This is a genomic window from Streptomyces glaucus, assembly GCF_039533365.1.
GTDB lineage: Bacteria > Actinomycetota > Actinomycetes > Streptomycetales > Streptomycetaceae > Streptomyces > Streptomyces glaucus.
Genome location: NZ_BAAATK010000019.1, coordinates 37,239 through 61,029, shown reverse-complemented (window position 1 = coordinate 61,029; position 23,791 = coordinate 37,239). Strand labels below are relative to the sequence as shown.

Sequence of the window (23,791 nt, the reverse complement as noted above, 5' to 3'; positions counted from 1 at the left end):
GGGGCCGTGCGCCTCCCGGTGCCGGTCGTCGCCGTGCGCGGACGCGCCGGTCGTCGGGCCGGGACGGGCCCCGTGCCCTGACCGGGGCACGGACGGTGAACATGTTGTGGTCATGACGCTCTCCCACTCGGTCGTGCACGCCGGGCGGCCCGCCGCCTCCGCCGGCTGCCGAGCCGGTGCGGGCCGGGCGGCGGGCCGGGCCGTCCTTCGCCTGCCTGAACTGTTCGCCGGGCGGCCGCGACGCCCGGGGCCCCGCGGCCGTTCCCGGAAGCCGTCCCGGCGCACGCCCGCGCGGCCGGGCCCGGGACGGCGGGGATCCGGACCGGCCCTGCGCGGCCACCGTAGATTCCGCTTCGGCGCCCCCGCATCGGTCGGATGACTCATCCCCACGGGGCGGGATGCCGAGGTGTTCCGGGAGCGGCCGACGGGGGCGGTCCCGGAACGGCCGCGCGGGACGCCGTCCCCTTTCGCCGGGGCGGGTCCGGGAAGCCGCCGGTGAAGCGAGTCATTCGACGGATGCGTGCCGCCGCCGGCGAGGCGACGCTGTGGGGACGGGGCCGCGACCGCGGTGCGCGGCGGCTCGGCCGTCGTCGGCAGACCCCGTCGGTCGTTCCCCGGAGGAGGACGCACAGTCATGATCGGTCCCAAGGATGCGGTGGAGGACGTCGACCTGCTGGTGGTGGGCGGCGGCAAGGCGGGCAAGACCCTGGCCATGGACACCGCGCGATCCGGCCGCAGAGTCGTCATGGTCGAGCGCGGCATGATCGGGGGCACCTGCATCAACGTGGCGTGCATTCCCACCAAGTCCCTGGTGACGAGTTCCCGGCTGGCGCGCCGAGCGGCCTCCGCCGGGTCCCTGGGCCTGAACGTGGGCAAGGTGGAGGTCGACCTGCGGCAGCTGCGCGCCCACAAGGAGGGCGTGGTCTCGGACATGGTGGCCCTCAACCACCGTCAGTTCCTGGACAGCGGCATGGACCTCGTCCTCGGCACGGCGCGCTTCGTGGCGGAGCGGACGGTCGAGATCGACCTCAACGACGGAGGACGCCGGGTCGTGCGCGGCGCGGACGTCGTGATCAACACCGGGACCGTCCCGCGCCTCCCGCTGATTCCGGGGCTGGCCGAGGCCGACCCGCTGACCAGCGAGACCATCATGAACCTGGACCGGATCCCGGACCGTCTCGTGGTCGTCGGCGGCGGCTACGTGGGCCTGGAGTTCGCGCAGATGTTCGCCGGCTTCGGAAGCCGGGTGACCGTGCTCGACCGGAACGAGCGCCTGCTGCCGCACGAGGACGCCGACGTCGCCGGGGTCCTGGCCGAGTGCCTGCGCGAGGACGGGGTCGAACTGCTCTCCCGTGTCGCGGTCAAGGAGGTCGCCCGCGAGGACGGCGTCGTCCGGGTGCTGCTCGACGACGGCCGGAGCCTGACGGCGGACGACGTGCTCGTGGCCACCGGCCGTGATCCGGTCACCCGGGGCCTGGGGCTGGACGCGGCGGGCGTCCGGACCGACGCACGCGGTTTCGTACGGGTCGACGACAGGCTCGCCACCGACGCCCCGCGCACCTGGGCCGTGGGCGACGTCGCCGGCAGCCCCCAGTTCACCCACGTGTCGCTGGACGACTACCGCATCGTGAAGGCCAACATCGCGGGCGGCTCGCGCAGCACCGCCGGCCGGCTGGTCCCCTGGAACCTGTTCACCGACCCGGAGCTGGCCCGGGTGGGGCTCACCGAGGAGCAGGCCCGGGCCACGGGCCGCGACATCCGGGTCGCCAAGCTGCCCGTCGAGGCGATCCCCCGGGCCCGCACGCTGCGCGAGACCCGGGGCGTGTGGAAGGCGGTCGTCGACCGGGACACGGAGGAGATCCTGGGCGTGGCCCTGCTCGGCCCGGACTCGTCGGAGGTCCTGACGGTGGTGCAGACCGCGATGTGGGCGGGGATGCCCTTCACCCGGCTGCGGGACGGGCTCATCGCGCATCCGACCATGGCGGAGGGGCTGAACGCGCTGTTCACCAGCTGGGTGGAGTGAGCCCCGGGGCCCCGGCCCGCGGGTCGGACGCGGTTCTCCGCCTGGCACATCCAGCTCTGCTTCTCCGGCTCGGCGGTCGGCCCGGTCAGCAGGTCCTGGGGCACGGCGGCCGCCTTGCCGGTGCTCTCGATCCGCGCCCGCATCCGGTCGGCAAGCGCGCGGAACGACGCGGCCGGGGCCTCCGCGGCCGCGGCGTCCGCGGCCCGGCCGGACGTGAAACCGGGCAGGCCGCTGCCGGCCGCGATCGTGGCGGCCCGGCCGCCCGGGCCGGCCTCCGGCGCGGCGGCCCGCTCGGCGACGTGGTCGGCGTAGTCACGGGCGGTGGATCCGCACGGGCGGGCGGCCGCCTCTTCCCCGGCAGTGGCTCCGGGCCGCCGTCCCCGGGAGCGCGGTCCGTCCGGTGTCCGGTCAGGACGCGTTCTGCCGGTCGAACGCGGCCAGGGCGTCGCGCAGCGCGGCCCGCGAGGTGACGCCCAGTTCGGGGAAGACGCGGTACAGGTGGGCGCCGGCGGTGCGGGGCGAGATGTTCAGCTGGCGCCCTGTCTCCTTGTTCGACATCCCGCTGGCCGCGAGTTCGGCGATCCGGCGTTCCTGGGCGCTCATGGGCACGGTCCCGCCGCCGTCCGGGACCCGGACCACGACCCCGGCGGCGCGCAGCTCGGTGCGGGCGCGCCGCGCCCACGGAGGGGCTTTCAGACGGTGCTGGAAGATCTCCAGGGCCGCGCCGAGGTGGCCCCGTGCGGCCGTGTAGTCCCTGCGGCGGCGCAGCCACTCGCCGTAGAGCAGCCGGAGACGCGCGTACTCGTGGGTCCACAGGGAGGCGTCCGGGACGGCGAGGGCGGCCTCGTACAGTTTCCCGGCCCGCTCGCCGGGAGCCGCCACCGCGGCGGCGACGGCGAGGATCAGCTCGTGGCGCGGTGAGACGGTGTGCAGCCGCGCCCGCTGTCCCGCCTCGACGTGGGCCCGCGCCGCCGCGGTCCGTCCGGTGCGCACCGCGGACTCCACCAGGTCGAGGAAGACGTGGTGCAGATTGGGGGACGACGGCAGGTCGCCGGGGGCGCTCACCGCCGCCGCGTGCTGGTGGGCCGCCTCGAAGTCGCCGCGGCCCATGGCGGCCCGGGCCCGGAACCCGCTGACGGCCGCCGTCATGAGCCGGAGCCGTCGCGGCTCCGCCCACGCGGTGAGTTCGTCGCAGTGGGCGCGCAGCGTCTCCTCGTCCCCGCGCCCCGTCCGCCGGCGGACCGGTGGGGACGGCACCGTCCCGTGGGCCGCGGGCGGCCGGGCGGGAACCCGGCAGGACGCTCCCGCTGTGCCGGTCCGGGGCGGTCGGTCCGGTGGGCTCGGCGGGCCGGGGCCCGGCGTGGGCGGCCGCCCGCGCCGTCGCCGTACGCCGGCGGCCGCCGAGGGCGCGCGGGCGTCTTCAGCCCGTGCCGTGCGCGGCGCCGTCGTCGCCGCCCGTGCCGTCCCGGCCGTCCGGCGCGACGACGGTGTACAGAACCGACCTCTTCTGCTTGTGGCGCCTGATGAGTCCCTTGGCGACGAGTCCCTCCAACGTGTTCCGCACGACCTGGGGTGTGGGCATACGGTCGGGGTGTGCCCGCAGGAGCTCCTCCCGCAGCTCCGCGGCGGAACAGGGCTCCTCGTGTCCTGCGAGCAGGCCCAGGAGGAGGTCCCTGAGCAGGGGCCGGCGTCCGGCGGGCGGCCGCCGTGTCCTCGCCCCCCGGCGTTTCCTCGTGGCCGTGTCCGAGCGCTGTGCGGGTGCGGGCGGTGTCACGGCGCCGGGCGGTGTGCGGGCCGGCCCGGCCGGTTCCTCGTCCCGTGCCTGCTCGGGCACGGCCGACGGGTGCTCGGCCAGATCGAGGATGCCCTTCAGCAGGGCTTCCTCCTCCCGCAGGGTCTCGAGTCGACGGATCAGTTCCTGTTGCTCGCGGCGGTTCTCCTCCAGGTCCGACGCGGCTTGCTCCATGTACCGCGATCGCACCGTTGCGCCGGCTGACTTGCTGGGCACAGCCTTCTCTCCCTGGGTATGCGGACGACCTGCGCATCGTACTCAGCGGAACGCGCAGGTACCGGGGGCCGGGCGGGGGCCGGGAGCCGCGGGTCCGCGAAACAGGTGTGCGCGGGACGTGCGCGGGGGGACGAGTCCCCGCGGGACACGTGTGCGCCGCTGAAGGCGCCGCGGAACACTTCAGGTGTGCGGCCCGCGGTCACGGGCCGCCGTACGCGCGCGGCCCCGGAGGAACTCCCGCCTCGGTGAACGGCGTGCAGGCGCCGGGTCCGTCCGGTCGGGTTCGTTCACCGGTGTCCCCGGGGGTCGGTGCGTGAACCGTTGCGGTCCCACCTCCACCGGAGGACCGGGGCGCGCATCGGTCGGGTGACCGGCTTCGAGGACCGGTTTCGTGGCCGGCGTCCCTTGGCCGCCTGCCCGCGGGCCCGTCGCGCCGAGGACCCGGCACGGTGCCCGCGCGTCGGCCGTCGGCCGTCAGCCGTCAGCCGTCAGCCGCAGCGTGTCGCCGGGACTCGCGGTGGGACCGGGAGGGGAGCGGTACGCCCGGCAGGCCGCGGGTGTGCGGAGCCGGGCGTGGGGCGTGCCGGTCCGGGGACCGGGGATTCATCGACGGGCGGCTCTCCTGTGCTTGCCACGGCTTGGCCGGAGGCGGCCGGCACGGACGAAGGCGAGGGCGAGGCCGAGGCACTGCAGGACGGCGCAGGCGGTGATCACCGCGTCCAGGTCCGCCGGGGCGACGGCGGCCATGACGACGCCGGCGAGGGGGAAGGGCAGCAGCAGGATCAGCACGGTCAGGGACAGGGTGCTGCCGAAGACCTCGGCGGGGATGAGACTGGACCGCAGCGTGCGCAGCACGACCGCCAGCGCGCTGTCGCCGGCCATGAAGACGGCGATCAACAGCAGGTAGGCCGGGTAGGAGTCGGCGTGCGCGAGGGCGAAGCAGGGCGCCACCGTGATGAGCGAGGCGACACGGCCCGTCCTGACCAGCCCCCACCGGTCGATGGCGATCCGGGCCCCCGCGACCGCCAGCAGCGAGGCCGCCGCCGCGGCGGACCACACCAGGCCGACCGAGGCGCTGGACTGGCCGAGCTGCTTCATCAGCACGACCGGAGTCGCCGCCTGCAGCACGCCCAGCGCCAGGTTGGACAGCGCCAGTCCCGCCACCAGGTAGGCGAGCATGGGCAGCGCGCGCAGGGTGGACCAGCCGCTGCGCAGTCCCCGCAAGAGGGACGGGGTCGCTTCCGGGACCGGCTGACGGATGTGGGGGGTGATGACGGCCGACAGGATCGACAGACCGCTGATGGCGGCGAGCATGCCGCTCGAACCGCCCCATTGCAGGAGGACGCCGCCGGCCGCGGGCCCGATCAGAGCGGCTGCCTGGTCGATGCCCAGAAGGACCGACTGGACGCGGTGGGCCCCGCCGGCGGCTTCCCGGCTGGCGACGGCCCCGACGCTTTCGGCCGCGATGTAGCTGAACTCGGTCAGGAACCCGGTACAGGCCGCGAGCAGCATGACCACCACCGCCGCGGCCGTGTCGCCGACGAGGAGCAGGACGGGGGCGGCCAGGCCGACGACGACGGCCCGCGCGCAGGCCGCCATCCGGAAGACCCGCCCGGCGCCCAGCCGGTCGACGGCCGAGCCGGCCAGCCCGAAGGTGCACAGCCGGGGCCCCCAGGCCAGCACGAAGGCGACGCCGGTCAGCGACGACGAGTCCGTGGTGCCCAGCACCAGCAGGGGAACGGTGTAGGTGGCCATGGAGGACGCGACGGCGTCCGCGAGACGGGGCAGGTAGACGGCGCGCGCCGGGCCGTACGCCGGGGTACGGGCATGCCGGGGTGCGGCATGCCGTATCGGAGTGGGTATCAAAGGAACAGCGCCTTATTTCTCCGGGAACCGAGGTGCCGGTTCTCCGGATGACGGGAGCAGGGGCAAGGGCACGCGACACCTGCCGCCCGGTCGGACGGGAACAGGCACGCCGCGCTGCGCGCATCCACGGGAACCGGGTGGCCCCGGGATCCACGACGTCGCTTGATGATCAAGTAACGCATTTCCTACAGCGAGATCAACTCGCGAAGCATCACACCCGGTAACGCGCGCTCGGCGGCCCGGACCGCCTCCGCCGGCACGACGGTCGTCAGGCCGGCGCACCGCGAAGCGGCGCGGTCCGTCGAGCGCCGCCCGCACCGCTCGCACACGGGCTCGGCCGACCGGGCGGAGCCGGTCGTGAGACGGCCGATGGCGGGTACAGGTGACGCCGTCGGAACAGGACCTTCTCCCGTGAGGAACCGAGGATGACCGATGACGCCTACCTCGTTCTGCTGAGCGGCCCGGCCGCGACGCTCGGCGTGCCCCCCGCGGCCGTCGGGGAACTGGCCTGCATGGAGACCCCCGCGGTACGGGCGTGGCTCGACGCGCAGGGAGTCACCGCGGCCTCTCCCCGCCTGCGCCTGCTGCCGCCGGAGGAGACGGCGGCCATCCCCGAGGACGCCGAGCGGCTGCCGGTCCCCCTCGGCGAGGAGGAGCTGAGCCGTGTGCGCCACCACGCCGCGCCGCGGGACGTCGCCCGGCTGGAGGAGGAGCTGCTGGCCTACCGTTCCTGCGCGGACGGCCGGGACGCGCTGCTCGCCCGTGCCCTGGCGGCCGGTGTGCCCGCGCACCGGGTCGCGGAACTGACCGGGGAGGATCTGGCTGCCGTCAAGGCGGTCGCCCGCTGACACCGTGCCCGGCGGACCGCGACCGCGTCCCGGCCCGCCCGTCGGCCGCCGACCGGTGGTGCGCCGGTCCACGGCTCGGCGCACCGCCGGCTCCCCGGGAATCCGCCCGGTTCGGGGACGGGATCGCGTCCGGCGGGCCGCGCAGGGTGTGGTCCGGGGACCGGCCGGTGTCCGGACCGCGGCCGTGGCGCCCGGCCCGCCGGGCCGGCGGACGGCTCACCGGACGCCACGGCCGGGGCCCGCGTCCCCGGTGCGCCGAGGCCCCGGCCCGGCGGACGGCTCACCGGACTGCCTGACAGGCACCCCGCACCCCGCCGGCCCGGACGGAGATCCCCGGCGCCGCCCCGCGGGACGCGGCCGAGGCGCCGGCCCGGGTGGTGGACGCCGCGGCCGCCGTCACGGCCGCCCCACCCGCCGCACCGGAGCGTCGCACAGCGCCCGGCGGATGGCGCGGCGCTGCGTGGCGGTGGTCGCCCCCCAGATGCCCGCGTCCTCCCCCTGTTCGAGTGCCCAGGCACGGCAGGCGAGCAGGACGTGGCACCGGCGACACACCGCACGGGCTCTGGCGACTTGCGGATCGGTCTCCCGCTCGTTCAGGGGGAAGAACAACTCGGGATCCTCCCCGAGGCAGGCGGCCTCCTGCCGCCAGTCCTGGGGAGCGGGCGGCTCCGCGCTGCGCGGAGCCGGATGGGGGCGGGAACGCACGGCGCACCTCCGCGTGGTGCCGGCCGAACCGGCAGGAGGCTGAGGCACGGGCAGTGCCCCAGGCCCGGCAGAGGTCGCTCCCCCAGCGTACGCGTGCGGCGCCCCGCCCGCCGCCGGACGCGGACGGTGCGGCTCCGGTCGGCCCGTGGTCCCGTGAGCCCGGCGTGACAGGCGGCAGGCGGCCCGGTTTCGGCGGGTCCCGAGGGACGGGGGCCCTGGCGGGCCGGGGCGGGGCCCATGCGGAGCCGCTTCGCCGGCCCGGGCGGGAGACGCGGCGGGTCCTCGCCCTCCGCCCGGCCGGGCGTCCCCGCCGAGGGGTCCCCGCCCGTAAGGCGCGGCGGACACCGCGCCCCGCTGCCGGCGCCGCCGGCCGAGGTCTCCGCCGGCGCGTCGCCCGCGGGGGGCGGGGCGTCCCGGCGGGCTGTCCGGCGGCGAGGCGGGAGGCCGGGGCCCGGCAGCGGGCCGTGACGTTCACGCGCTGGGCCCGGAGCCCCGCGCGCAGTCCAGCGGCCGCCGCAGGAACGGCGCGAGGAGGTTGCGGTAGTCGCTGGTGGGCGCCAGGCCCAGCTCACTGCGCAGGTGCCGGCGATAGGTGTCGTAGAAGCGCAGCGCGTCGGCGATGTTCCCCTCGGCGAGGTGGATCTCGCACACGCAGCGGTGGGCGCTCTCCCGCAGGGGGTCCGCCTCCAGCGCGGCCATGGCGAATTCCATGGCCGCGCCCATCTGTCCGGACGCGCGCAGTCGTCTGCTGCAGGCCTCCAGGGCGTGCAGGCGGGTCTGGCGGAAGTGCTCGCGCACCACGAGCAGCCAGCTCTCGCTCCAGTCCGGCAGCAGGTCCTGCCGCAAGGGGGCCGGGACCGTCGGCGACTGGGCGGCGGGCCGGCCAGCGGCGAGGTCGTGCACCATCCGGTAGGCGGCGTGCAGGTCGACCTGGACGTTCTGGCCCAGCCGGAGGTGTTCGTTGTCGCAGACGACCATCTGGCAGGAGCCGCCGGCGCGGGACAGGCGCCACAGGGCGGAGCGCAGGCTGGCGGCGGAGCGCCGGTCGGGCAGGTGCGGCCAGAGCAGCGCGGCCGCACTGCCGCGGGCCAGGCCCTGCGCGTGGATCGCGAGCAGCACCAGCACTTTCTGCGTGGTGGGCGCCAGATAGGTGTGCCCGTGCGGGAGACGGAGGGCGAAGTGGCCGAGCAGGGACACCTCCGCCCGGGGCCGGGACGGACGGTCACGGTCGACAGGGGGGACTGCCATGTCGGGTTCTCCACGTGCTTTCCGGGAGCGGAACGGGACTTTCCGGGTTTTCCGGGATGCAACGGGCCACACCCGATCCCGCGGTCGGATCCCCGTTTCCGGGATTCCCGCCGGGCGGATCCGGGCCCCGCGCGTGTGGACGGCGTCACGGGCGCTGTACCACGACGTCGTCCCGTGGTTTCCGGCGGCGCGGACCGGCTGCCGGGCGGGGACCGGAGGCGGCCGGTGCGGCCGTGCGCCACGGCGGGGCGGCCGCCGGTAGGGGCACGGACACGCGACGGTGACGGGGGCGGCCTAGCGTCGTGGCACGGGCGGACGAGCGCCGGCACCGGACTTGTCCCCGCCTCGGCCGAAACCGCATCTGCGATCAGGGGAACGCCATGTTCCGACACACCCAGAAGCTCCAGTTCGAGGCCCGGCCGGAGAAGCCGGACCCGGCGTACGCGCACAAGCTGCAAGAACTCGTCGGCGGCGCCTACGGCGAGATGACCGTGATGATGCAGTACCTCTTCCAGGGGTGGAGCACCCGCATCCAGGGCAAGTACAAAGACCTGATCATGGACACCGCCACGGAGGAGATCGGTCACGTGGAGATGCTCGCCACGATGATCGCGCGCCTGCTGGAGGGGGCCCCGGCCACCGCCACCACCAAGATGGCGACCGCCGACCCGGCCGTCGGCGCGGTCCTGGGCGGCATGGACCCGCAGCAGGCCATCATCGCCGGCGGCGCCGCGCTGCCCGCCGACAGCAACGGCTACCCCTGGAACGGCCGGTACGCCGTCGCCAGCGGCAACCTCCTCGCCGACTTCTACGCCAACGTCGCCGCGGAGGCGCAGAGCCGGCTGCAGACGGCCCGGCTGTACAACATGACCGACGATCCGGGCGTGAAGGACATGCTCAAGTTCAACCTCGCCCGTGACACCGTGCACCAGAACCAGTGGCTCGCGGCGATCGAGCAGCTGCGCGAGGACAACCTCGAGGGCGTGGTCGTCCCGGGCGGGTTCGAGGACGTGGAGTACCGCGAGCACGCGCAGACGATCTGGCACCTGTCCGACGGCGCCGAGACCGAACTCGGCCTGTGGGCCGGCGGCCCGACCCCGGACGGCGACCACGAGTTCAGCGTGCTGCGGTCCCCCGAGCCGCTGGGAGACCTCGCCGTGCCCCCGCCGCCCGACCCGAAGCTGTACGCCACCTACGACGGCAGCCGGGGCGCCCCCAAGGGCCCGGTGCTCGGCACCGAGACCGGCCTGCGGGGCAAGATCAAGGACGCGATAACGCCGGACGAGTGAGCGCACGGACCGGGTCCGCGGACAGGCGGGCCCGGTCCGCCGTCGTTCGAGAGGAGCACCACGATGCGTCACTCCGTCGCCTCCGCACCGTCGCGCCGCGCGGTGGCCCGCCTCGTGCTGAGCAGTGTGTACGCGCTGTCCGCCGTCGTCGGACTCGCGTACGGCGGCCCGGCGCACCGGGCCCTGGCCGCCGCCTTCCTGACCGCCGCCCTCGCGGGACCGCTGTCGGCGAAGGCGGCGCGCCGCCCGGGCCCGCCGCGCGGCGGATCCCTGCCGGGGAGGCGGCATGCTTGACCCGGCCTCCACCGAGCGGGTGCCGAACACCCCGCTCGCCCCACCGGCCGGCGCGCCGGCCGTCACGGCCGAGCCCGCCACCGAGCCCGCCCCCGGGGACCGGCCGGCGCCGCAGGCCGCGGCCGGCTCCCGGCTGCGGATGGTCCTGGCGATGCTCGGCCCGGCGTTCGTCGTGTCGGTCGCCTACGTGGACCCCGGCAACTTCGCCACCAACATGACGGCCGGCACCCGCTACGGGCCCATGCTGCTGTGGGTGATCGCCGCCGCCAACATCATGGCCGTGTTCGTGCAGTACCTCGCCTGCAAAGCGGGCGTCGCCACGGGCAAGGACCTGCCCCAGCTGTGCCGGGCGCACACCCCCCGCCCGGTGAACCGGGCGCTGTGGGCGCAGGCGGAACTCGTCGCGATGGCCACCGACCTGGCCGAGTTCGTCGGCGGCGCCGTCGCCCTGCACATCCTGTTCGGCATCCCCCTGCTGCCCGCCGCCTTCATCGTCGCGGCCACCTCGCTGCTGCTGCTGACCCTCGCTCCCGAGGGGCGGCGCCGCTTCGAGATCGTCACCGCCGCGCTGCTCCTGGTCATCCTCGCCGGCTTCGTCTACCAGGCGGCGGCCGCCGGCGCGTGGAGCGGCGCCCTGTCCGGGATGCGCCCCCGCTTCGCCGACACCCAGAGCATCCTGCTGACCACCGGCATGATCGGCGCCACCGTCATGCCGCACGTCATCTACCTCCACTCCTCGCTGGCGCGCAGCCCCGCCCGGTGCTCCCCGCAGCGCAAGCTCCGCCAGCTGCGCGCCCATCGCTCCGCGCTGTTCGTCGCGCTCGGCATCGCGGGGCTGGTGAACGCCAGCATGCTCACCATCGCCGCCGCGGCCCTGCACAAGACCGGCACGCGGGAGACGCTCGAGGCCTTCCACACCGGGCTCGGCGCCGCCCTGGGCTCCGGCGCCGCGTTCGCGTTCGCGCTCGCCCTGCTCGCCTCCGGGCTGGCCTCCTCGGGCGTCGGCACCTTCGCGGGCCAGGTCATCCTGAGCGGCTTCCTCGGGCGCCGCATCCCGCTGACGGTGCGCCGCCTGGTGACCATGACACCGCCCCTGGCCGTCCTGTCCCTGGGCGTCGAACCGACGCAGGCGCTCGTCCTCAGCCAGGTCGTGCTGTCCTTCGGCGTCCCCTTCGCGCTCGTCCCCCTGCTGGTCTTCACGGCGCGCCGGCGGATCATGGGGGCTCTGGTCAACCGCCGCGTCACCACGGTGGCCGCCGTCGCGGTGAGCACCGTGATCAGCGCGCTCAACGTGCTGCTGCTCGTCCGCACCTTCACGGCGTGACACCGCGGCCGCGGATCCCCACGCGCCCCGGTCCGCCTCCCCGAGGGCGTCGGCAGGGGCGCCGGTCGCGTCGCCGGAACGGACGGAACCGGATCCACCGCGTGACCCCCGCGGGACGGGAACGCGGCGGCGGGGGCCGCGGACCGGCCGCCCCGGGCCCGCGCGGCACCCGGGTCCCCGCCCGGCGGCGGGCCGACCGGTGCAGGGCCGGCCCGCCGCCGGACCGGTTCAGTGCCCGAGGACGTGCTGCAGCCTGCCGCGGATCTGCTGCCAGGGCCGCTGCTGCTCGCCGTGCAGGGCGTTGAGCACGACCAGCCCGCCGGTCAGGGCCGGCACCGCCCACTGCAGCACCGTCAGCTGCCGGCGCGCCGCGCGCGCCTCCTCCCGGTCCTGGTCCTGCTCCTGCCGGTCCCACCCGTGCTCGCGCTGGTCCGCGCCCTCCTGCCGGGCGGGCGGGGCCATTCTCTGCACCTTCTTGCCCAGGACGCGGCTGTAGGCGGTCACCGCCAGTGCCGCGGCGGTGACCGCGCCCTTGGCCAGCGACGACGCCCCGACGCCGCGCTGTCCCGCCACCCGGGCGGCGTTGGCCTCCAGCAGGCCGACGCTGCCCACCAGGTGCGCGGCGATCGCCGCGGCGTTGACCGGCGTCCACATCGCCCAGCCCGCGCTCTCGAAACGCCGGCTGCTCTGCTCCGTGCCGCCCTCCGCGCGCGCCGCGCCGTTCAGGCCGACCGCGCCCATCAGCGACCCTCCGAACCACGCCGCCAGGCCCACGTCATGCAGGCTGCGCAGCACCGTGTTGCGTTCCGCCATCCTCAGCACCTCTTCCGCCACGAGTGGTCACATACGGCGGTGCCCGCGACGGGCACACGGTCACCAAGCTCCCCGGTCCGCAGCGCACGGGCCACCGTGCCCACGCGAACGGGTGACGGAGGCCGGCCGGGCAGGAGGCCGGCTCGTGGCCGCCGCGGACCCGGCGGTGCCGGAACCGGGGCGGGGCGGCCGCCGGGACCCGCGGATCGGCGATCCGGCCGTGCGGCGGCGCAGTGGGGAGGCCGGGGCCCGCGTGTCCTCCGGGGAAGGCGCGGGCCGGCCGCCTCCCCCGGTGCGGCGCCGCACGGCGTGCGTCCGGCCGTCCGCCGCGGAGCCGCCGGACGGCGCCGGCACCGGCGCACGGCGTGCCCGGCCGCCTCCCCGTGGACCGGGCCGGCCCGCCGCGGGGTCAGCGCTCGGACGACCGGGAGCTGTCCGCGGTCAGTCCGTGGGTGGTGGTGATGTCGGCGAGTCCGGAGATGGTGAGAACGGGTGACAGGAGCGGGGTGGCGATGAGTTCCAGACGGTCGCTGTGGGCGAAGAGCACACTCAGGCCGGCGCTGTCCAGGTACTCCACCCCCGTCAGGTCCACGACGAGGGGGCCCGTGGTCCTGTCGAGGGCTTCGGCGAGCAGGCGGGCGTTGCTCATGTCGATCTCCCCCGCGACCGTCAACGAGGCGCTGCCGTCCGTGCGTTGGCCGGGAGTAAGAGTGAGGGGGGTGGTCATCAGGCGATCCTCGTATGCATGTCGACGGTGGTGCCGGCAGTGCCGGGGGTGATGGTGACGCGGTGCATGAGTGCCTGCATCAGCGTGACGCCGCGGCCGCGGTGTCCGTTGCGTTCGGGCTGAGGCTTCTTCCACCGGCCGGTGTCGGTGACGGTGAGGCGCAGGTCCTGGACGTAGGCCTCCGCGCGCAGGCGGATGATCTCCCCCGGCGCGTCCCGGTGGCCGTGCTCGATGGCGTTGGCGCAGGCCTCGCCTGCCGCCACGAGGACGTTCTGGACGGTGTGCGGCGGGAGGTCGCACTGGTCGAGCCAGCTGCGCAGGGCCTTGCGGACGGGAGCCAGCTGGGAGGACTCGGCGGGGAAGGCCATCTCCAGCGGGGCCGGATGGCGGTAGAGCAGCAGAGCGACGTCGTCGTCGTAGCCGTCGCTGGGCTCCAGGCGGCTCATGACCTGCGAGGCCAGTTCCTCCACCGCGACGTCGCGGCCTTCCTGGACGGCCTCGCTGGCCTGGTCGATGCCCACGCTCAGCGGGCGGCGCCGGCGCTCGACGAGACCGTCGGTGTACAGCAGCAGGGTGGCGCGGGCGGGCATGGTGCACTCGCCCTCCGGGCGCGTCCTGCCGGGGCGGACGGCCAGCGGCAGGGAACGCCCGCCCTCCAGCAGGTGGGTGGTGCCGTCGGCATGGGCGAGGATGCCCGGCGGGTGACCCGCGCTGGAGTAGGTCAGGTGTCCGGTGCCCGGGTCGAGGACGCCGCAGAAGACGGTGGTGCACACCGCCCCGGGGATGCCCGCGGCGAAGTGGTCCAGGGCCATGAGGGTGCGTGCGGGGCTGGCGTCCTGCAGCAGCAGGGCGCGGCAGGCGCTGCGCAGTTGCCCCATGACACTGGCGGCTTCCAGGCCGCGGCCGACGCAGTCGCCGACGACGATGCCGATCCGGCCGTCGGGCAGGCTGATCGTGTCGTACCAGTCGCCGCCGACTTCGAGGGGCTGGGTGGCGGGCTCGTAGCGGACGGCGAAGCCGTCGGGGAGCCGGGAGGGGCCGAGGATGGCGCGTTGCAGGGCGAGGGCGGTCTCGCGCTGCTGGTCGATCTGGTGGACGCGGACGAGGCCCTGCGCGAGGTGACCGGCCAGCAGGGACAGCAGGAGCTGGTCCTCGCCGGTGAAGGGCCGGTGTTCGCCCAGGTCGACCCAGAGGGCCAGCGGGCCGTCGGGGTGCTCCAGGAGGATGCCGGCCCCGGTCTGGGCGGCGGCCGGGGTGAGCAGGGGCCGCCGGCGCAGATCGGTGAGCGTCTCGCGCCGGTCGTCGGACAGGTCCTGCCAGGTGCGGGGGGTTTCGGTCGTGGTCAGGGCGGGGTCCTCGCCGTGGCGGAAGACGGCGGCCAGGACCTCCTGCGCGCGCCAGAGGTCCTTCAGCTCGTGGAGCGCGCCGGTGAGCGCGTCGGACAGGCTGGTGGCCTGCGACAGGCGGGTGCTGAGGCTCGCGAGGGCGCTCTCGCGCTGGATGGCGTAGTGCTCGGCGGTCACGTCGCGGAAGGTGCCCACGGTCACCTGGCGTCCGGTGTCGGGGTCCTGCGCCTGGTTGAAGGTGGCGGTGACCCACAGCCGGTGGCCGTCGCGGTGGGTGACGGGGATGGTGTAGCTGCCCCGGGGGTTGCCCAGCAGCTGGGCGAAGGCGGCCTCGACCTGCCGGTGGGCCTCGGGGTCGCCGGCGGCGTCCGGCCACCACGGGTGGATCGGCGGGTAGGGCAGGCCCTCCGGGCCGTAGCCGAGGATGTCGGTGAAGGCGGTGTTGATCTCCACCACCGCGCCGTCCTCGTCGCAGACGAAGAAGGCCTCCTGCAGCGAGTCGATCAGCGCCGCCCGCCAGCGGGTGTGGTGGGTGCGCAGCCGGGCCAGCTCGATGTTGGCGCGGACGCGGGCGAGGAGTTCCGCGGCGGCGAAGGGCTTGACGAGGTAGTCGTCGGCGCCGGCCTGCAGGCCCTCGATGGAGGCTTCCTGCCCGGCCCGGGCCGACAGCAGCAGCACGGGCAGGGAGGCGGTACGCGAGTCGGCGCGCAGCGCCCCCACCAGGGACAGGCCGTCCAGGCGGGGCATCATGACGTCGCTGACCAGCAGGTCGGGGATCCGGGAGCGGACGGCGTCGAGGGCTTCCTGGCCGTCGGTGACGGCGGTGACCTGGTACCCGGCGCCCTTGAGCAGGCGGGTGAGGTACTCGCGCATGTCGGCGTTGTCGTCGGCGACGAGCACGTGGGCCGGGGACGACGGCCCGGCGGCGGGGACGGCGGTGTCCTGGTCCGTCGCCGCGGCGCTGTCGGCGGACGTCTCCGTGTCCGGGGGCAGCCAGCGCAGGGCTTCCTGCACATAGGGGTCGGCGGTGGCGGACACCGTTTTGGCGCCCGGGGCGGACGCGACGGCGTCGGCGGGCAGGTGCGCGGTGCCGAAGGGCAGCCGGATGGTGAAGCGGGTGCCCTCGCCCTCGACGCTGTCGGCGGTGATGGTGCCGCCGTGCAGGCCGACGAGTTCCTTGACCAGGGCCAGGCCGATGCCGCTGCCCTCGTTGGAGCGGGACCGGGCGTTCTCGATCCGGTGGAAACGCTCGAACAGCCGCGGCATCTCGTCGGCGGCCACCCCGATGCCGGTGTCCTCGACCGTGACCACGGCCTGTCCGTCCTCGGCCCGCACCGAGACGCGGATCGCGCCCTCGAAGGTGAACTTCAGGGCGTTGCTGAGGAGGTTGAGCACCACCTTCTCCCACATGCCGCGGTCGATATGGACCGGCTGGTCGAGCGGGGCGCAGTCGACGTCGAAGGACAGGCCGGCCTTGTCGACGGCGGAGCGGAAGACGCTGGCCAGCTCGGCGGTGACCGCGGCCAGGTCGACCGGCTCGTAGGTGGCCCGCATACGGCCCGCCTCGATGCGGGAGAAGTCCAGCAGGGTGTTGACCAGTTTGCCCAGGCGCAGCCCGTTGCGGCGGATGACCTCCAGCTCCTCGCGCACCTGGGGGTCGGCCTGCGCCAACCGGGTGCGCAGTTCCTCCAGCGGTCCCATCATCAGCGTCAGCGGGGTGCGGAACTCGTGACTGATGTTGGAGAAGAACGTGGTCTTCGCGCGGTCCAGTTCGGCCAGTTCCTCGGCCCTGCGCTGCTGCGCCTGGTAGCTGCGGGCGCTGCCGATCCCCGTGGCGACGTGCCCCGCGACCAGTTCGATGAAGCCGCGGTAGGTGTCGTCCAGGAACCGGTAGCGGTTCAGTCCGGCCACGAGGAAGCCGTAGGGCGCGCTGCCCTGCTGCAGCAGCGGCACCACCAGGGCCTGGGTGGGCGGTTCCTCCCAGGCGCCGCTCGGCAGGCCGGTGAACGGGGCGCCGTCGAGTTCCACCACCGCCGACTCGCCGCGCGCCAGCGCGGCGGCCGGCCACACGGCGTCCGGGTCGTCGAGCGCCACCACCGCGGGTCCCGCCGGATGGCCGGCTTCGATCCCGGTGGTCGCGGCGAGCCGCGCGGAGCCGTCCTCCTGGAACAGGTAGGTCATGGTGAACGGCAGGTCCCACGGGTTGCGGTCGAGCTGCCGGGCGGCGAAGTCCAGCATCTCCTGCTCGGTGCGCACCACGCTCGGATCGGAGCCGAGATCGCGCAGGGTGGTCATGCGCCGTTCGCCGATGACCCGCTCGGTCTCCTCGCTGACCACGCAGAGCATGCCGACCACCGCCCCGGCGTCGTCCCGCAGGGCGCTGTAGGAGAAGGTGTGGTAGGTCTCCTCCGGGTATCCCGACCGTTCCAGGAACAGCAGCAGCGCCTCGTCCCAGGTCGCCCTGCCCGTGGCCAGCACGGTGTCGATGCGCGGGCCGATGTCGTCCCAGATCTCCGCCCACACCTCGCGGGCCGGCCGCCCCAGCGCCCGGGGGTACTTGCGTCCCAGCGTGTCCCGCCGGTAGGCGTCGTTGCAGAAGAACGTGAGTTCGGGGCCCCACGCCATCCACATGGAGAACTTCGACGACAGCAGGATGCTGACCGCGGTCTGCAGGCTCTGCGGCCAGCTCTCCGGCGGCCCCAGGGGGGTGGCCGTCCAGTCCACCGCGGCGAGGTCGCCGCCCACCACTTCGTCGGCGGCGAACACGTCGGCCCGGGCCGCGGCCGGCGGCTCGTGCCCAGCGTCATCCACCCGCGCCATTCGACACCCCTTCGTTCCCGGGCCCTGCCTGTGCCGCCCGTGCCCGTGTCCGCCGCACTCGTCGCACCGCGCGTCCGGCCCGGGCGTCGCGCGGCGTCCCGGCACGCCCTGGCCTGCCCTACCCCTTGCTCCGACGACTTCGTAGGATAAGCCAGTCGTTCCCGGCGCCTGCGCCCGGGACGGCACGGCGGAGCGCACACGGCACAACGGGACGGCGGGGCATGACGGCGAGTACACCGACGAGGGTGCTGACTCCGTCGTCCGGGGAAGAGGTGTCCGGGGAGGAGGCGCGGCTGGCCGCGGTGCGCCGCTACCAGGTCCTGGGCACCGCGCCCGACGGGGCGTTCGACCGGATCGCCGCGCTCGCCGCCCGGGTCTTCGACGCGCCCATGGCCAGTGTGTCGGTCGTGGACGCCGACCGGGTGTGGTTCGCGGCCACGCACGGTCTGGACGGCATCACGCAGATCGGCCGCGATCCCGGGCTGTGCGCCTCCGCCATCCTCCACGGCGAGCCCTACGTCGTCCCCGACGCCCGCACCGATCCCCGCGCCCTGTCCCACCCCCTGGTCCGGGGCGAGCCCGGGATCCGCTTCTACGCCGCCGCGCCCATCACCACCCGCGACGGGCAGCGCCTGGGCACCGTCGACGTGTGGGACACCCGGCCCCGCCGGCCCAGCGACGACCAGCTCGCCGCCCTGCAGGACCTCGCCGCCCTGGTGATGGACGAGATGGAACTGCGTCTGTCGGCCCTGCGCACCGTCGCCGCCGAACGCGACCGCCGCGCCGACGCCGAACGCCTGGCGCGCACCCTGCAGCGCACCCTGCTGCCCCCGGCGCTGCCCGCCGTGCCCGGGCTGCAGGCGGCCGCCGCCTACCACACCGCCTCGGCCGACGAGGTCGGCGGAGACTTCTACGACCTGTTCCCCCTCGACGACGGCCGCTGGGCCTTCTTCATCGGCGACGTGTGCGGCAAGGGCGCCGACGCCGCCGCCCTGACCTCCCTGACGCGCTACACCCTGCGCGCCGCCGCCATCTACGACCCCGATCCGTGCGCCGCGCTCGCCAACCTCGACACCGTCCTCAAGGGCGAGTACCAGGGCGACGATCCCCGCCACTGCACCGCCCTCTTCGGCGTCCTCGACCCCGCGCCCGACGGCTCCTTCGCCCTCACCCTGGCCGGCGGCGGCCATCCCCCGGCCCTGGCCCTGCGCGCCGACGCGACCGTGGAGGCCCTCTCCACCGCCGGCGGACAGCTCATCGGCCTGCTTCCCCGCCCCCGTTTCGTCCGGACCACCACCCGGCTGCGCCCCGGCGAAGCGCTGCTGATGTACACCGACGGCCTCATCGAGGCGCACGCGCCCGACGGCACCATGCTCGGCCAGGACGGTCTGACCGCGCACCTCTCCCGGGCCCGCCCCCGGTCGGCCGACCACCTCCTGAGCAGCGTGGACGAGCTGCTGCGCCGTCTCGGCCCCGGAGTCACCGACGACACCGCGCTGCTCGCCCTGTCCGTCCCCCCACGCCTCGCACCACCCACCCAGGAGACCCGGTGACCGAGATCCAGCACACGCTCTCCCTCACCCGGCACGACCGCCCGGCCGGTCCCGTCCTGCTGAAGGTGGCCGGTGAACTCGACCACCACACCGCGCCCCGGCTCACCGCCGCCCTGGACGACATCACGTTCGACGCCGGCACCCGCCTGGTCATCGACCTGACCGAGCTGACCTACTGCGACTCCACCGGCATCACCGTCCTCGTCACCGCCTACAACCGCGCCACCGCGGCCGGCGCCTCCCTCGGCCTCGCCGGAGTCAACCCCGACCTGCTGCGCGTCTTCCACGTCGTCGGCCTCGACCAGGTCTTCACCTTCCACCCCACCGTCGACGACGCCCTCGCCCCACCGCACAGCTGACCACGCGGCTTCCGGCCGGGGCCCGGCCCGGCACCGCCCGGTGCGACGCGCCCGCGGACCGCGGCGGGGCGGGCGGCCCCGGCGGCGTCGTGAGCCGCGCGCCCCGGCCCGGGGAGGGGCGTCCGGGCCGGGGGCCGGTGTCTGCGGCGGGGGTCCCGCGGCGTTCCCCGGGGCCGGGGGTCACGGGTGTGCGCTGATCGCGACGAGCGCGAGGTCGTCGCGGAGCCGGCCCGCCCAGCGGGTGACGGCGTCGGTGAAGAGCAGGTCGGCCAGCCGGTCGGCGAGCCGGTCGTCGGACGGGCCGGTCCAGGAGGCCAGGAGGGCGGCGAGGTCCTCGGGTTCCCGGCTCAGGTGGGCTCCGGAGCCTTCGGTGAAGCCGTCGGTGTACAGGATCAGGCTGTCGCCGGGGTGGAGGACCGTGCTCTGCACGGGATGGCCGGTGGCCCTGAAGGCGCCGAGCAGGGGGCCGTGCTCCTCCAGGAGCCGCGTCCGGCCGCCGCGGCGGCGCAGCAGGGGGGCCGGGTGGCCGGCGGAGGTGACGCGCAGGCGTACGGGGGTGTCGGAGGGGTCCAGCAGGGCGTAGACGAGGGTGCAGAAGGGGCTGTTCTCCCGGAGCAGGGCCCGGTGGACGGAGGGCAGGACGTGTGCCGGGTCGGGATCCTGCTGGGCGGCGGTCCACAGGGTGTGGCGGACCAGTCCGGTGACGGCGGCCGCGGTGGGGCCCTTGCCGCAGACGTCTCCCAGGGTCAGGGCCCACTGCCCGTCGGGCAGCGGGAAGACGTCGTAGAAGTCGCCGCCGATGTCCAGGCTGTCGCCCTGTGCGCGGTAGCGGGCGACGATGTCCAGGCCGGGCAGCGTGGGCAGGTCGGGCGGCAGCAGCGGCCTCTGGAGGGCTTCGGTGGTGGCGCGCAGGCGGTCCAGGAGACGGTCCTGGCTGATGCCGACCGCGATCTGGCCGGCGATGCCGGCCAGGGACTCGAAGGCCGTCTCGGGCAGTGGCCGACGGCTGAAGAGGGCCATGACGCCCATGAGCTCGCCGTCGTTGATCAGCGGGTAGCCGGCGAAGGCGGCCATCCCTTCACGACGGATCCAGTCCTGGTCGTCGGCGTACCGGTCGTCGGTCACCGCGTTGGTCAGGTGCGGTTTGCGTTCGGCGGCGATGAGCCCGACGCCGGGATCTCCCACCCGGATGCGGGAGGGGCCGCCGTCGAGGTGGCCGTGGGGCCCGGCGGCGGCTTGCAGGACGAGCGTGTTCTCCTGGGCGTCGAGCGTCCAGATGCGGGCCACGGCGACGCCCAGCCGGTCGACGACGGCCTGCGCGGAGCGCTGCAGGCGCTGCCGCAGGGGGTCGCCGGCGGTCATGGCGGCGGCGACGTCGCCGCTGAGGAGGGCGTGGCTGGTGCGCTCGGCCAGCTGGCGCCGGGTCTCGGTGCTGCTGGTGATGTCCTCCAGTATGACCAGCGTGTGCGTGGTGCCGTCGGGGTTGGTCACGGCTTGGGCGCTCATCCGCAGGGTCTGCGCGGCCCCGTCGTCGCCGAGGCGTTCGAACAGCGTGGGCGGGGAGGGGACGAGGGCGGCGCGAGCCAGGTGTTCGCGCAGGTCCCCTCGGACGTGCGGGGGGAACAGGAGCGGGAAGGAGCGGCCTGCCGCGTCGTTCCGCAGGGAGAGGATGTCGGCGGCCTTGCGGTTCCAGGCGATGACGCGGCCGGCGGCGTCCACCGCGACGGCGCCGATGAGGACCTGGTGGTAGAGCGGGCCGAACAGCTGCTCGCCGGGCTGCCGGGCCACTTCGCCGCCGGCGAGCAGCCGGCGTTGGGCCGCGGCCTGGGCGGTGCGGTAGGCGTGCTGCAGGGCCAGCCGGTCGAGCATCGACCGGGCGGCGCGGGCGAGGCCGTCCGGGTCGTCGGCGCGCACGTAGGCGAGTCGCTCGGCCGGGGCGAGCAGTGACAGGGCCGAGGTGTCGTCGGCGCCGGCCCGGCCGGTGACGACGATGACCGCCAGGTGCCGTGTCCGGGTCTGGAGGGCGCTGACCAGGCCGGCCGGGGCGGGCACGTCCGCTCCCACGACCAGCAGGGTCGGCTCGTCCGCCGCGTCGGGCGGCACGGCTTCGCCGGAGGGGAGGCGGCGTACGGCGGCCCGGCCGCCGAGTTCCGTCCGCAGTACGGCCTCGGTGGCGTCGTCCACGCCCGCCAGGAGCACGTGGGGCGAGGCGGAGCCGGGCACCTCAGCTTCCCATGAGCGGCTGATCGAGCAGGGCCCTGCCGGTCCACACCCGCAGGGTGTCGGTCAGGGGTGCCATCACGTGGGCGGCGCGGGCGTCCCGCAGGTGGCGGTGCAGGGGGCCTTCCTCGGAGTAGCCGATGCCCCCGGTCAGCGTGAGGGCGTCGTTGATCACCGATTCGGCCGCTTCGGCCACCTCGGCCTTGGCGGAGCACAGGCCCAGCAGCCCCTCGGGCCCGCCGGCGTCGGCTTCCGTGGCGGCCTGGTAGATCAGGCGCCGGGTGCGCTCGACGCGCGCCCACATGGCGCCCAGGCGGTGCTGCACCAGCGGCTGGGCGGCCAGGGTGCTGCCGCTGTGCGTGTGGCGGCGGCGCAGCAGGTGGCTGCGGGCCTCCTCCAGGGCGGCGGAGGCCACGCCCAGGTAGGTGCTCGCCATGGCGGTCAGGAAGTAGGGGGCGACGACGTTGAAGACGTACCAGATCTCGTCGCCCTCCTCCCCGAGCAGACGGGTGCGGGGCAGGGCCGCGCCGTCGAGGCGCATGGTCCGCGAGGCGTTGCCCCGCATGCCCAGGCCCGTCCACGGCGGGCCCCAGGTCATCCCGGGGGTGTCGCCGTCGAGGACCACGCAGGAGAACTGGCCGGGCAGGGCGTCGTCGCCGGCGGCGACGGTGGACACCACGTAGGAGTCCGCGTGCTCGCCGTTGGTCACGAAACTCTTCGCCCCGGTCAGGACGAGCTCGCTCCCCCGGGTCTCCATGCGGGTCTGGGACAGCCAGAACTCGCCTCCCGTCCCGGGCTCGGAGAGAGCCAGCGTGGTCAGGTGCTCACCGGCGGCGATGGGTTCGAGGTAGTGACGCCGGTGGTGGTCGGTGGCCTTGGCCGCGATCACCGCGGAGGCGACCAGGTGCATGCCGAAGCAGATGGAGGTCGAGGCACAGGCCCGTCCGGTCACTTCGCCCACCTGCGCCACCGCCAGCAGGCCGTGCCCCATCCCGCCGGCCTCCTCGGGCACGACCAGGCCGCCGAGTTCGGCGCGCAGGGCCGCCATGCCCTCGGCGGGCCAGCGCCGCTCGGCGTCCACGGCAGCCGCTTGCGGGGCGAGGACCTCCTCAGACAGCCGGCGCGCCGCGGCCACCGCTGTTCCCAGTTCCGTCCTCGCCACCGTCTACCGCCTTCGCCCTCACGTCCGTGTGCCGGCGCTGTCCGTTTTTCGTACCGGTCAACCCGATCAACAATGCCACGTCGGCGGGGGTTTCCCCCACTCGCCCCGGAGGCGGCAGCGGGCCGGCGTTCTGCGCCGCGGGCCGCGCGGCGGTGGCCGGCGGTCTCCTCGCCGCCTCGTCCCGGTGCGGCCGGGCCCCGTTCAGCGCCGCAGGTGTTCCAGGGCCTGCTCGGTACTGGAGTGCAGGGTGAAGAACTGGTCCAGTCCGGTGATGCCGAACACACGGGCCAGGTGGGGCCTGAGGCCGGCGATGCTCACCGTGGATCCGGCGGCGTCGGCGCGGTGGTGGGCGGCGATGAGCGCGGTCAGTCCGCTGGAGTCGCAGTACTCCAGGCCCGACAGGTCGAAGATCACGCCGGAGCCCTGCGCGAAGGGGATGTCGTCGAGGGCCTGTTTGAGACGGGGAACCGTGTGGTAGTCGAGTTCGCCATCCAGACGCAGCACGATCGGCCCGGCCGGATCGGGCCGCTGGGCGATGTCCAGAGTGCGCTCTTTCTCGGTCACCGTGTCTCCTGGGCGACGGGGCTGATGGGGCGGTCACAGCACAGCCTCGCAGGCCACGCTGTCCGCACGGAAAGCGGTGGCCTCCTCGCCGTCGCTCCCCGCGCTGTGCGGTGCTGCTCCGTGCTGGGCCCGACGGGGTCCCGGATCAGCTGACTTATCGTACGAAGTCGCGGAACTCCGCGGAGGGCGGCGCCGGGCGTCCGGCAGCGGGGCCCGGACTCGGCGCCGTACCGCCGATCGCGGGGGGCGCGCCGGTGGCCGGCGGGACACGGCCCGGGACGGTCCGCGGCGGGGCGGCGCCTGTCCGCGTCGCCGTCCGGGAGAGCCGGCGGCGGGTCGTGGGGGCGCCACGGCAGGACGCCGGCCGAGGCCGCCCGGTCGACGACGGGCGCGGTGCCGCGCCGACGGACCGGGCCGGGGCCGACAGGTCGCCGGACCGGACGACGGGCCCTCCCCGCCGCACGGCCGGCGCCGGTCCGCCTCCCGGCCCCCGCGAAGCCGGCCCGTGCCCCGGCCCCCGCCTCACCGCCTCACCGGGAGCTCCCGGCCCGACGGGCGCGACCGCGCCCCGCGGGAAGCCGCTCCGCAGGGGACCCGGCAGGCGGTGCCGGCGGGCCGGCCG

The 23,791-nt window shown here is 75.3% G+C and carries 18 protein-coding genes; 7 read left to right on the top strand and 11 right to left on the bottom strand.

Annotated elements, in window-relative coordinates; translation table 11 throughout:
• Positions 1-634: 634 nt before the first annotated feature.
• Positions 635-2,023, top strand: a complete 1,389-nt coding sequence (locus ABD363_RS16395) for a dihydrolipoyl dehydrogenase family protein (protein ID WP_344604063.1) — start codon at positions 635-637, stop codon at positions 2,021-2,023.
• A 408-nt stretch (positions 2,024-2,431) separates the two neighbouring features.
• Here the strand turns inward: ABD363_RS16395 and ABD363_RS16390 are convergent, their stop codons facing one another.
• The 3 genes from ABD363_RS16390 to ABD363_RS16380 form a co-directional block, all read right to left on the bottom strand.
• Positions 2,432-3,280 carry a helix-turn-helix transcriptional regulator gene (locus ABD363_RS16390; RefSeq protein ID WP_344604061.1) on the bottom strand — a complete coding sequence of 283 codons (849 nt, stop codon included), beginning with the start codon at positions 3,278-3,280 and terminating at the stop codon, positions 2,432-2,434.
• A gap of 163 nt (positions 3,281-3,443) precedes the next feature.
• Positions 3,444-3,989 (bottom strand): hypothetical protein, encoded by a 546-nt coding sequence (locus ABD363_RS16385; protein ID WP_344604059.1) that lies wholly within the window; start codon positions 3,987-3,989, stop codon positions 3,444-3,446.
• A gap of 645 nt (positions 3,990-4,634) precedes the next feature.
• Entirely contained in the window at positions 4,635-5,882 is a 1,248-nt protein-coding gene (locus ABD363_RS16380) for an MFS transporter (protein ID WP_344604166.1), read from the bottom strand.
• 440 nt (positions 5,883-6,322) lie between these two features.
• Here ABD363_RS16380 and ABD363_RS16375 point away from each other — a divergent pair, with 440 nt between their 5' ends.
• Positions 6,323-6,745, top strand: a complete 423-nt coding sequence (locus ABD363_RS16375; RefSeq protein ID WP_344604057.1) for a DUF6003 family protein — start codon at positions 6,323-6,325, stop codon at positions 6,743-6,745.
• 396 nt (positions 6,746-7,141) lie between these two features.
• Here the strand turns inward: ABD363_RS16375 and ABD363_RS16370 are convergent, their stop codons facing one another.
• Both ABD363_RS16370 and ABD363_RS16365 read right to left on the bottom strand, forming a co-directional pair.
• Positions 7,142-7,450, bottom strand: coding sequence for a WhiB family transcriptional regulator (locus ABD363_RS16370; RefSeq protein WP_344604055.1), 309 nt, complete (start codon positions 7,448-7,450; stop codon positions 7,142-7,144).
• Positions 7,451-7,921: 471 nt separating this feature from the next.
• Positions 7,922-8,698 (bottom strand): AfsR/SARP family transcriptional regulator, encoded by a 777-nt coding sequence (locus ABD363_RS16365; RefSeq protein ID WP_344604053.1) that lies wholly within the window; start codon positions 8,696-8,698, stop codon positions 7,922-7,924.
• 380 nt (positions 8,699-9,078) lie between these two features.
• Between ABD363_RS16365 and ABD363_RS16360 the strand changes: the two genes are divergently transcribed.
• From ABD363_RS16360 to ABD363_RS16350, 3 genes are all read left to right on the top strand, one after another.
• Entirely contained in the window at positions 9,079-9,987 is a 909-nt protein-coding gene (locus tag ABD363_RS16360) for a manganese catalase (protein ID WP_344604051.1), read from the top strand.
• A 63-nt stretch (positions 9,988-10,050) separates the two neighbouring features.
• Positions 10,051-10,281: a hypothetical protein gene (locus ABD363_RS16355; protein WP_344604050.1), complete on the top strand. Its 231-nt coding sequence runs from the start codon at positions 10,051-10,053 to the stop codon at positions 10,279-10,281.
• Positions 10,274-11,605, top strand: a complete 1,332-nt coding sequence (locus ABD363_RS16350; RefSeq protein WP_344604049.1) for an Nramp family divalent metal transporter — start codon at positions 10,274-10,276, stop codon at positions 11,603-11,605. The genes ABD363_RS16355 and ABD363_RS16350 overlap by 8 nt, the downstream gene beginning before the upstream one ends.
• Before the next feature lie 228 nt (positions 11,606-11,833).
• Here ABD363_RS16350 and ABD363_RS16345 read toward each other — a convergent pair whose 3' ends face one another.
• The 3 genes from ABD363_RS16345 to ABD363_RS16335 form a co-directional block, all read right to left on the bottom strand.
• Positions 11,834-12,418, bottom strand: coding sequence for a hypothetical protein (locus ABD363_RS16345; RefSeq protein WP_344604048.1), 585 nt, complete (start codon positions 12,416-12,418; stop codon positions 11,834-11,836).
• A 409-nt stretch (positions 12,419-12,827) separates the two neighbouring features.
• On the bottom strand, positions 12,828-13,145 hold the full coding sequence (locus ABD363_RS16340; RefSeq protein WP_344604046.1) for an STAS domain-containing protein: 318 nt from the start codon (positions 13,143-13,145) through the stop codon (positions 12,828-12,830).
• The gene (locus ABD363_RS16335; RefSeq protein ID WP_344604044.1) at positions 13,145-17,311 is read right to left on the bottom strand and encodes a SpoIIE family protein phosphatase; all 4,167 of its coding nucleotides are present in this window, start codon (positions 17,309-17,311) and stop codon (positions 13,145-13,147) included. Before ABD363_RS16335 ends, ABD363_RS16340 begins: the two co-directional genes overlap by 1 nt.
• Positions 17,312-17,556: 245 nt before the next feature.
• Here ABD363_RS16335 and ABD363_RS16330 point away from each other — a divergent pair, with 245 nt between their 5' ends.
• Both ABD363_RS16330 and ABD363_RS16325 read left to right on the top strand, forming a co-directional pair.
• Positions 17,557-18,864, top strand: a complete 1,308-nt coding sequence (locus ABD363_RS16330; RefSeq protein WP_344604042.1) for a PP2C family protein-serine/threonine phosphatase — start codon at positions 17,557-17,559, stop codon at positions 18,862-18,864.
• Positions 18,861-19,223, top strand: coding sequence for an STAS domain-containing protein (locus tag ABD363_RS16325; RefSeq protein WP_344604040.1), 363 nt, complete (start codon positions 18,861-18,863; stop codon positions 19,221-19,223). Before ABD363_RS16330 ends, ABD363_RS16325 begins: the two co-directional genes overlap by 4 nt.
• 180 nt (positions 19,224-19,403) lie before the next feature.
• On the opposite strand, the gene ABD363_RS16320 is transcribed toward ABD363_RS16325, so the two are convergent.
• The 3 genes from ABD363_RS16320 to ABD363_RS16310 all read right to left on the bottom strand — a co-directional run bounded on the left by ABD363_RS16320 (position 19,404) and on the right by ABD363_RS16310 (position 23,169).
• Entirely contained in the window at positions 19,404-21,446 is a 2,043-nt protein-coding gene (locus ABD363_RS16320; RefSeq protein WP_344604038.1) for a SpoIIE family protein phosphatase, read from the bottom strand.
• A 1-nt stretch (position 21,447) separates the two neighbouring features.
• On the bottom strand, positions 21,448-22,605 hold the full coding sequence (locus ABD363_RS16315; RefSeq protein WP_344604036.1) for an acyl-CoA dehydrogenase family protein: 1,158 nt from the start codon (positions 22,603-22,605) through the stop codon (positions 21,448-21,450).
• A gap of 201 nt (positions 22,606-22,806) precedes the next feature.
• Positions 22,807-23,169, bottom strand: a complete 363-nt coding sequence (locus ABD363_RS16310) for an STAS domain-containing protein (RefSeq protein ID WP_344604034.1) — start codon at positions 23,167-23,169, stop codon at positions 22,807-22,809.
• Positions 23,170-23,791: the final 622 nt, after the last annotated feature.

Excerpts from the sequence above, each read along its gene's own strand:
- ABD363_RS16365 (WP_344604053.1), bottom strand. The coding sequence starts at position 8,698 with ATGGCAGTCCCCCCTGTCGACCGTGACCGTCCGTCCCGGCCCCGGGCG.
- ABD363_RS16335 (WP_344604044.1), bottom strand. The coding sequence starts at position 17,311 with ATGGCGCGGGTGGATGACGCTGGGCACGAGCCGCCGGCCGCGGCCCGG.
- ABD363_RS16360 (WP_344604051.1), top strand. The coding sequence starts at position 9,079 with ATGTTCCGACACACCCAGAAGCTCCAGTTCGAGGCCCGGCCGGAGAAG.
- ABD363_RS16340 (WP_344604046.1), bottom strand. The coding sequence starts at position 13,145 with ATGACCACCCCCCTCACTCTTACTCCCGGCCAACGCACGGACGGCAGC.
- ABD363_RS16395 (WP_344604063.1), top strand. The coding sequence starts at position 635 with ATGATCGGTCCCAAGGATGCGGTGGAGGACGTCGACCTGCTGGTGGTG.
- ABD363_RS16355 (WP_344604050.1), top strand. The coding sequence starts at position 10,051 with ATGCGTCACTCCGTCGCCTCCGCACCGTCGCGCCGCGCGGTGGCCCGC.
- ABD363_RS16345 (WP_344604048.1), bottom strand. The coding sequence starts at position 12,418 with ATGGCGGAACGCAACACGGTGCTGCGCAGCCTGCATGACGTGGGCCTG.
- ABD363_RS16385 (WP_344604059.1), bottom strand. The coding sequence starts at position 3,989 with ATGGAGCAAGCCGCGTCGGACCTGGAGGAGAACCGCCGCGAGCAACAG.
- ABD363_RS16375 (WP_344604057.1), top strand. The coding sequence starts at position 6,323 with ATGACCGATGACGCCTACCTCGTTCTGCTGAGCGGCCCGGCCGCGACG.
- ABD363_RS16350 (WP_344604049.1), top strand. The coding sequence starts at position 10,274 with ATGCTTGACCCGGCCTCCACCGAGCGGGTGCCGAACACCCCGCTCGCC.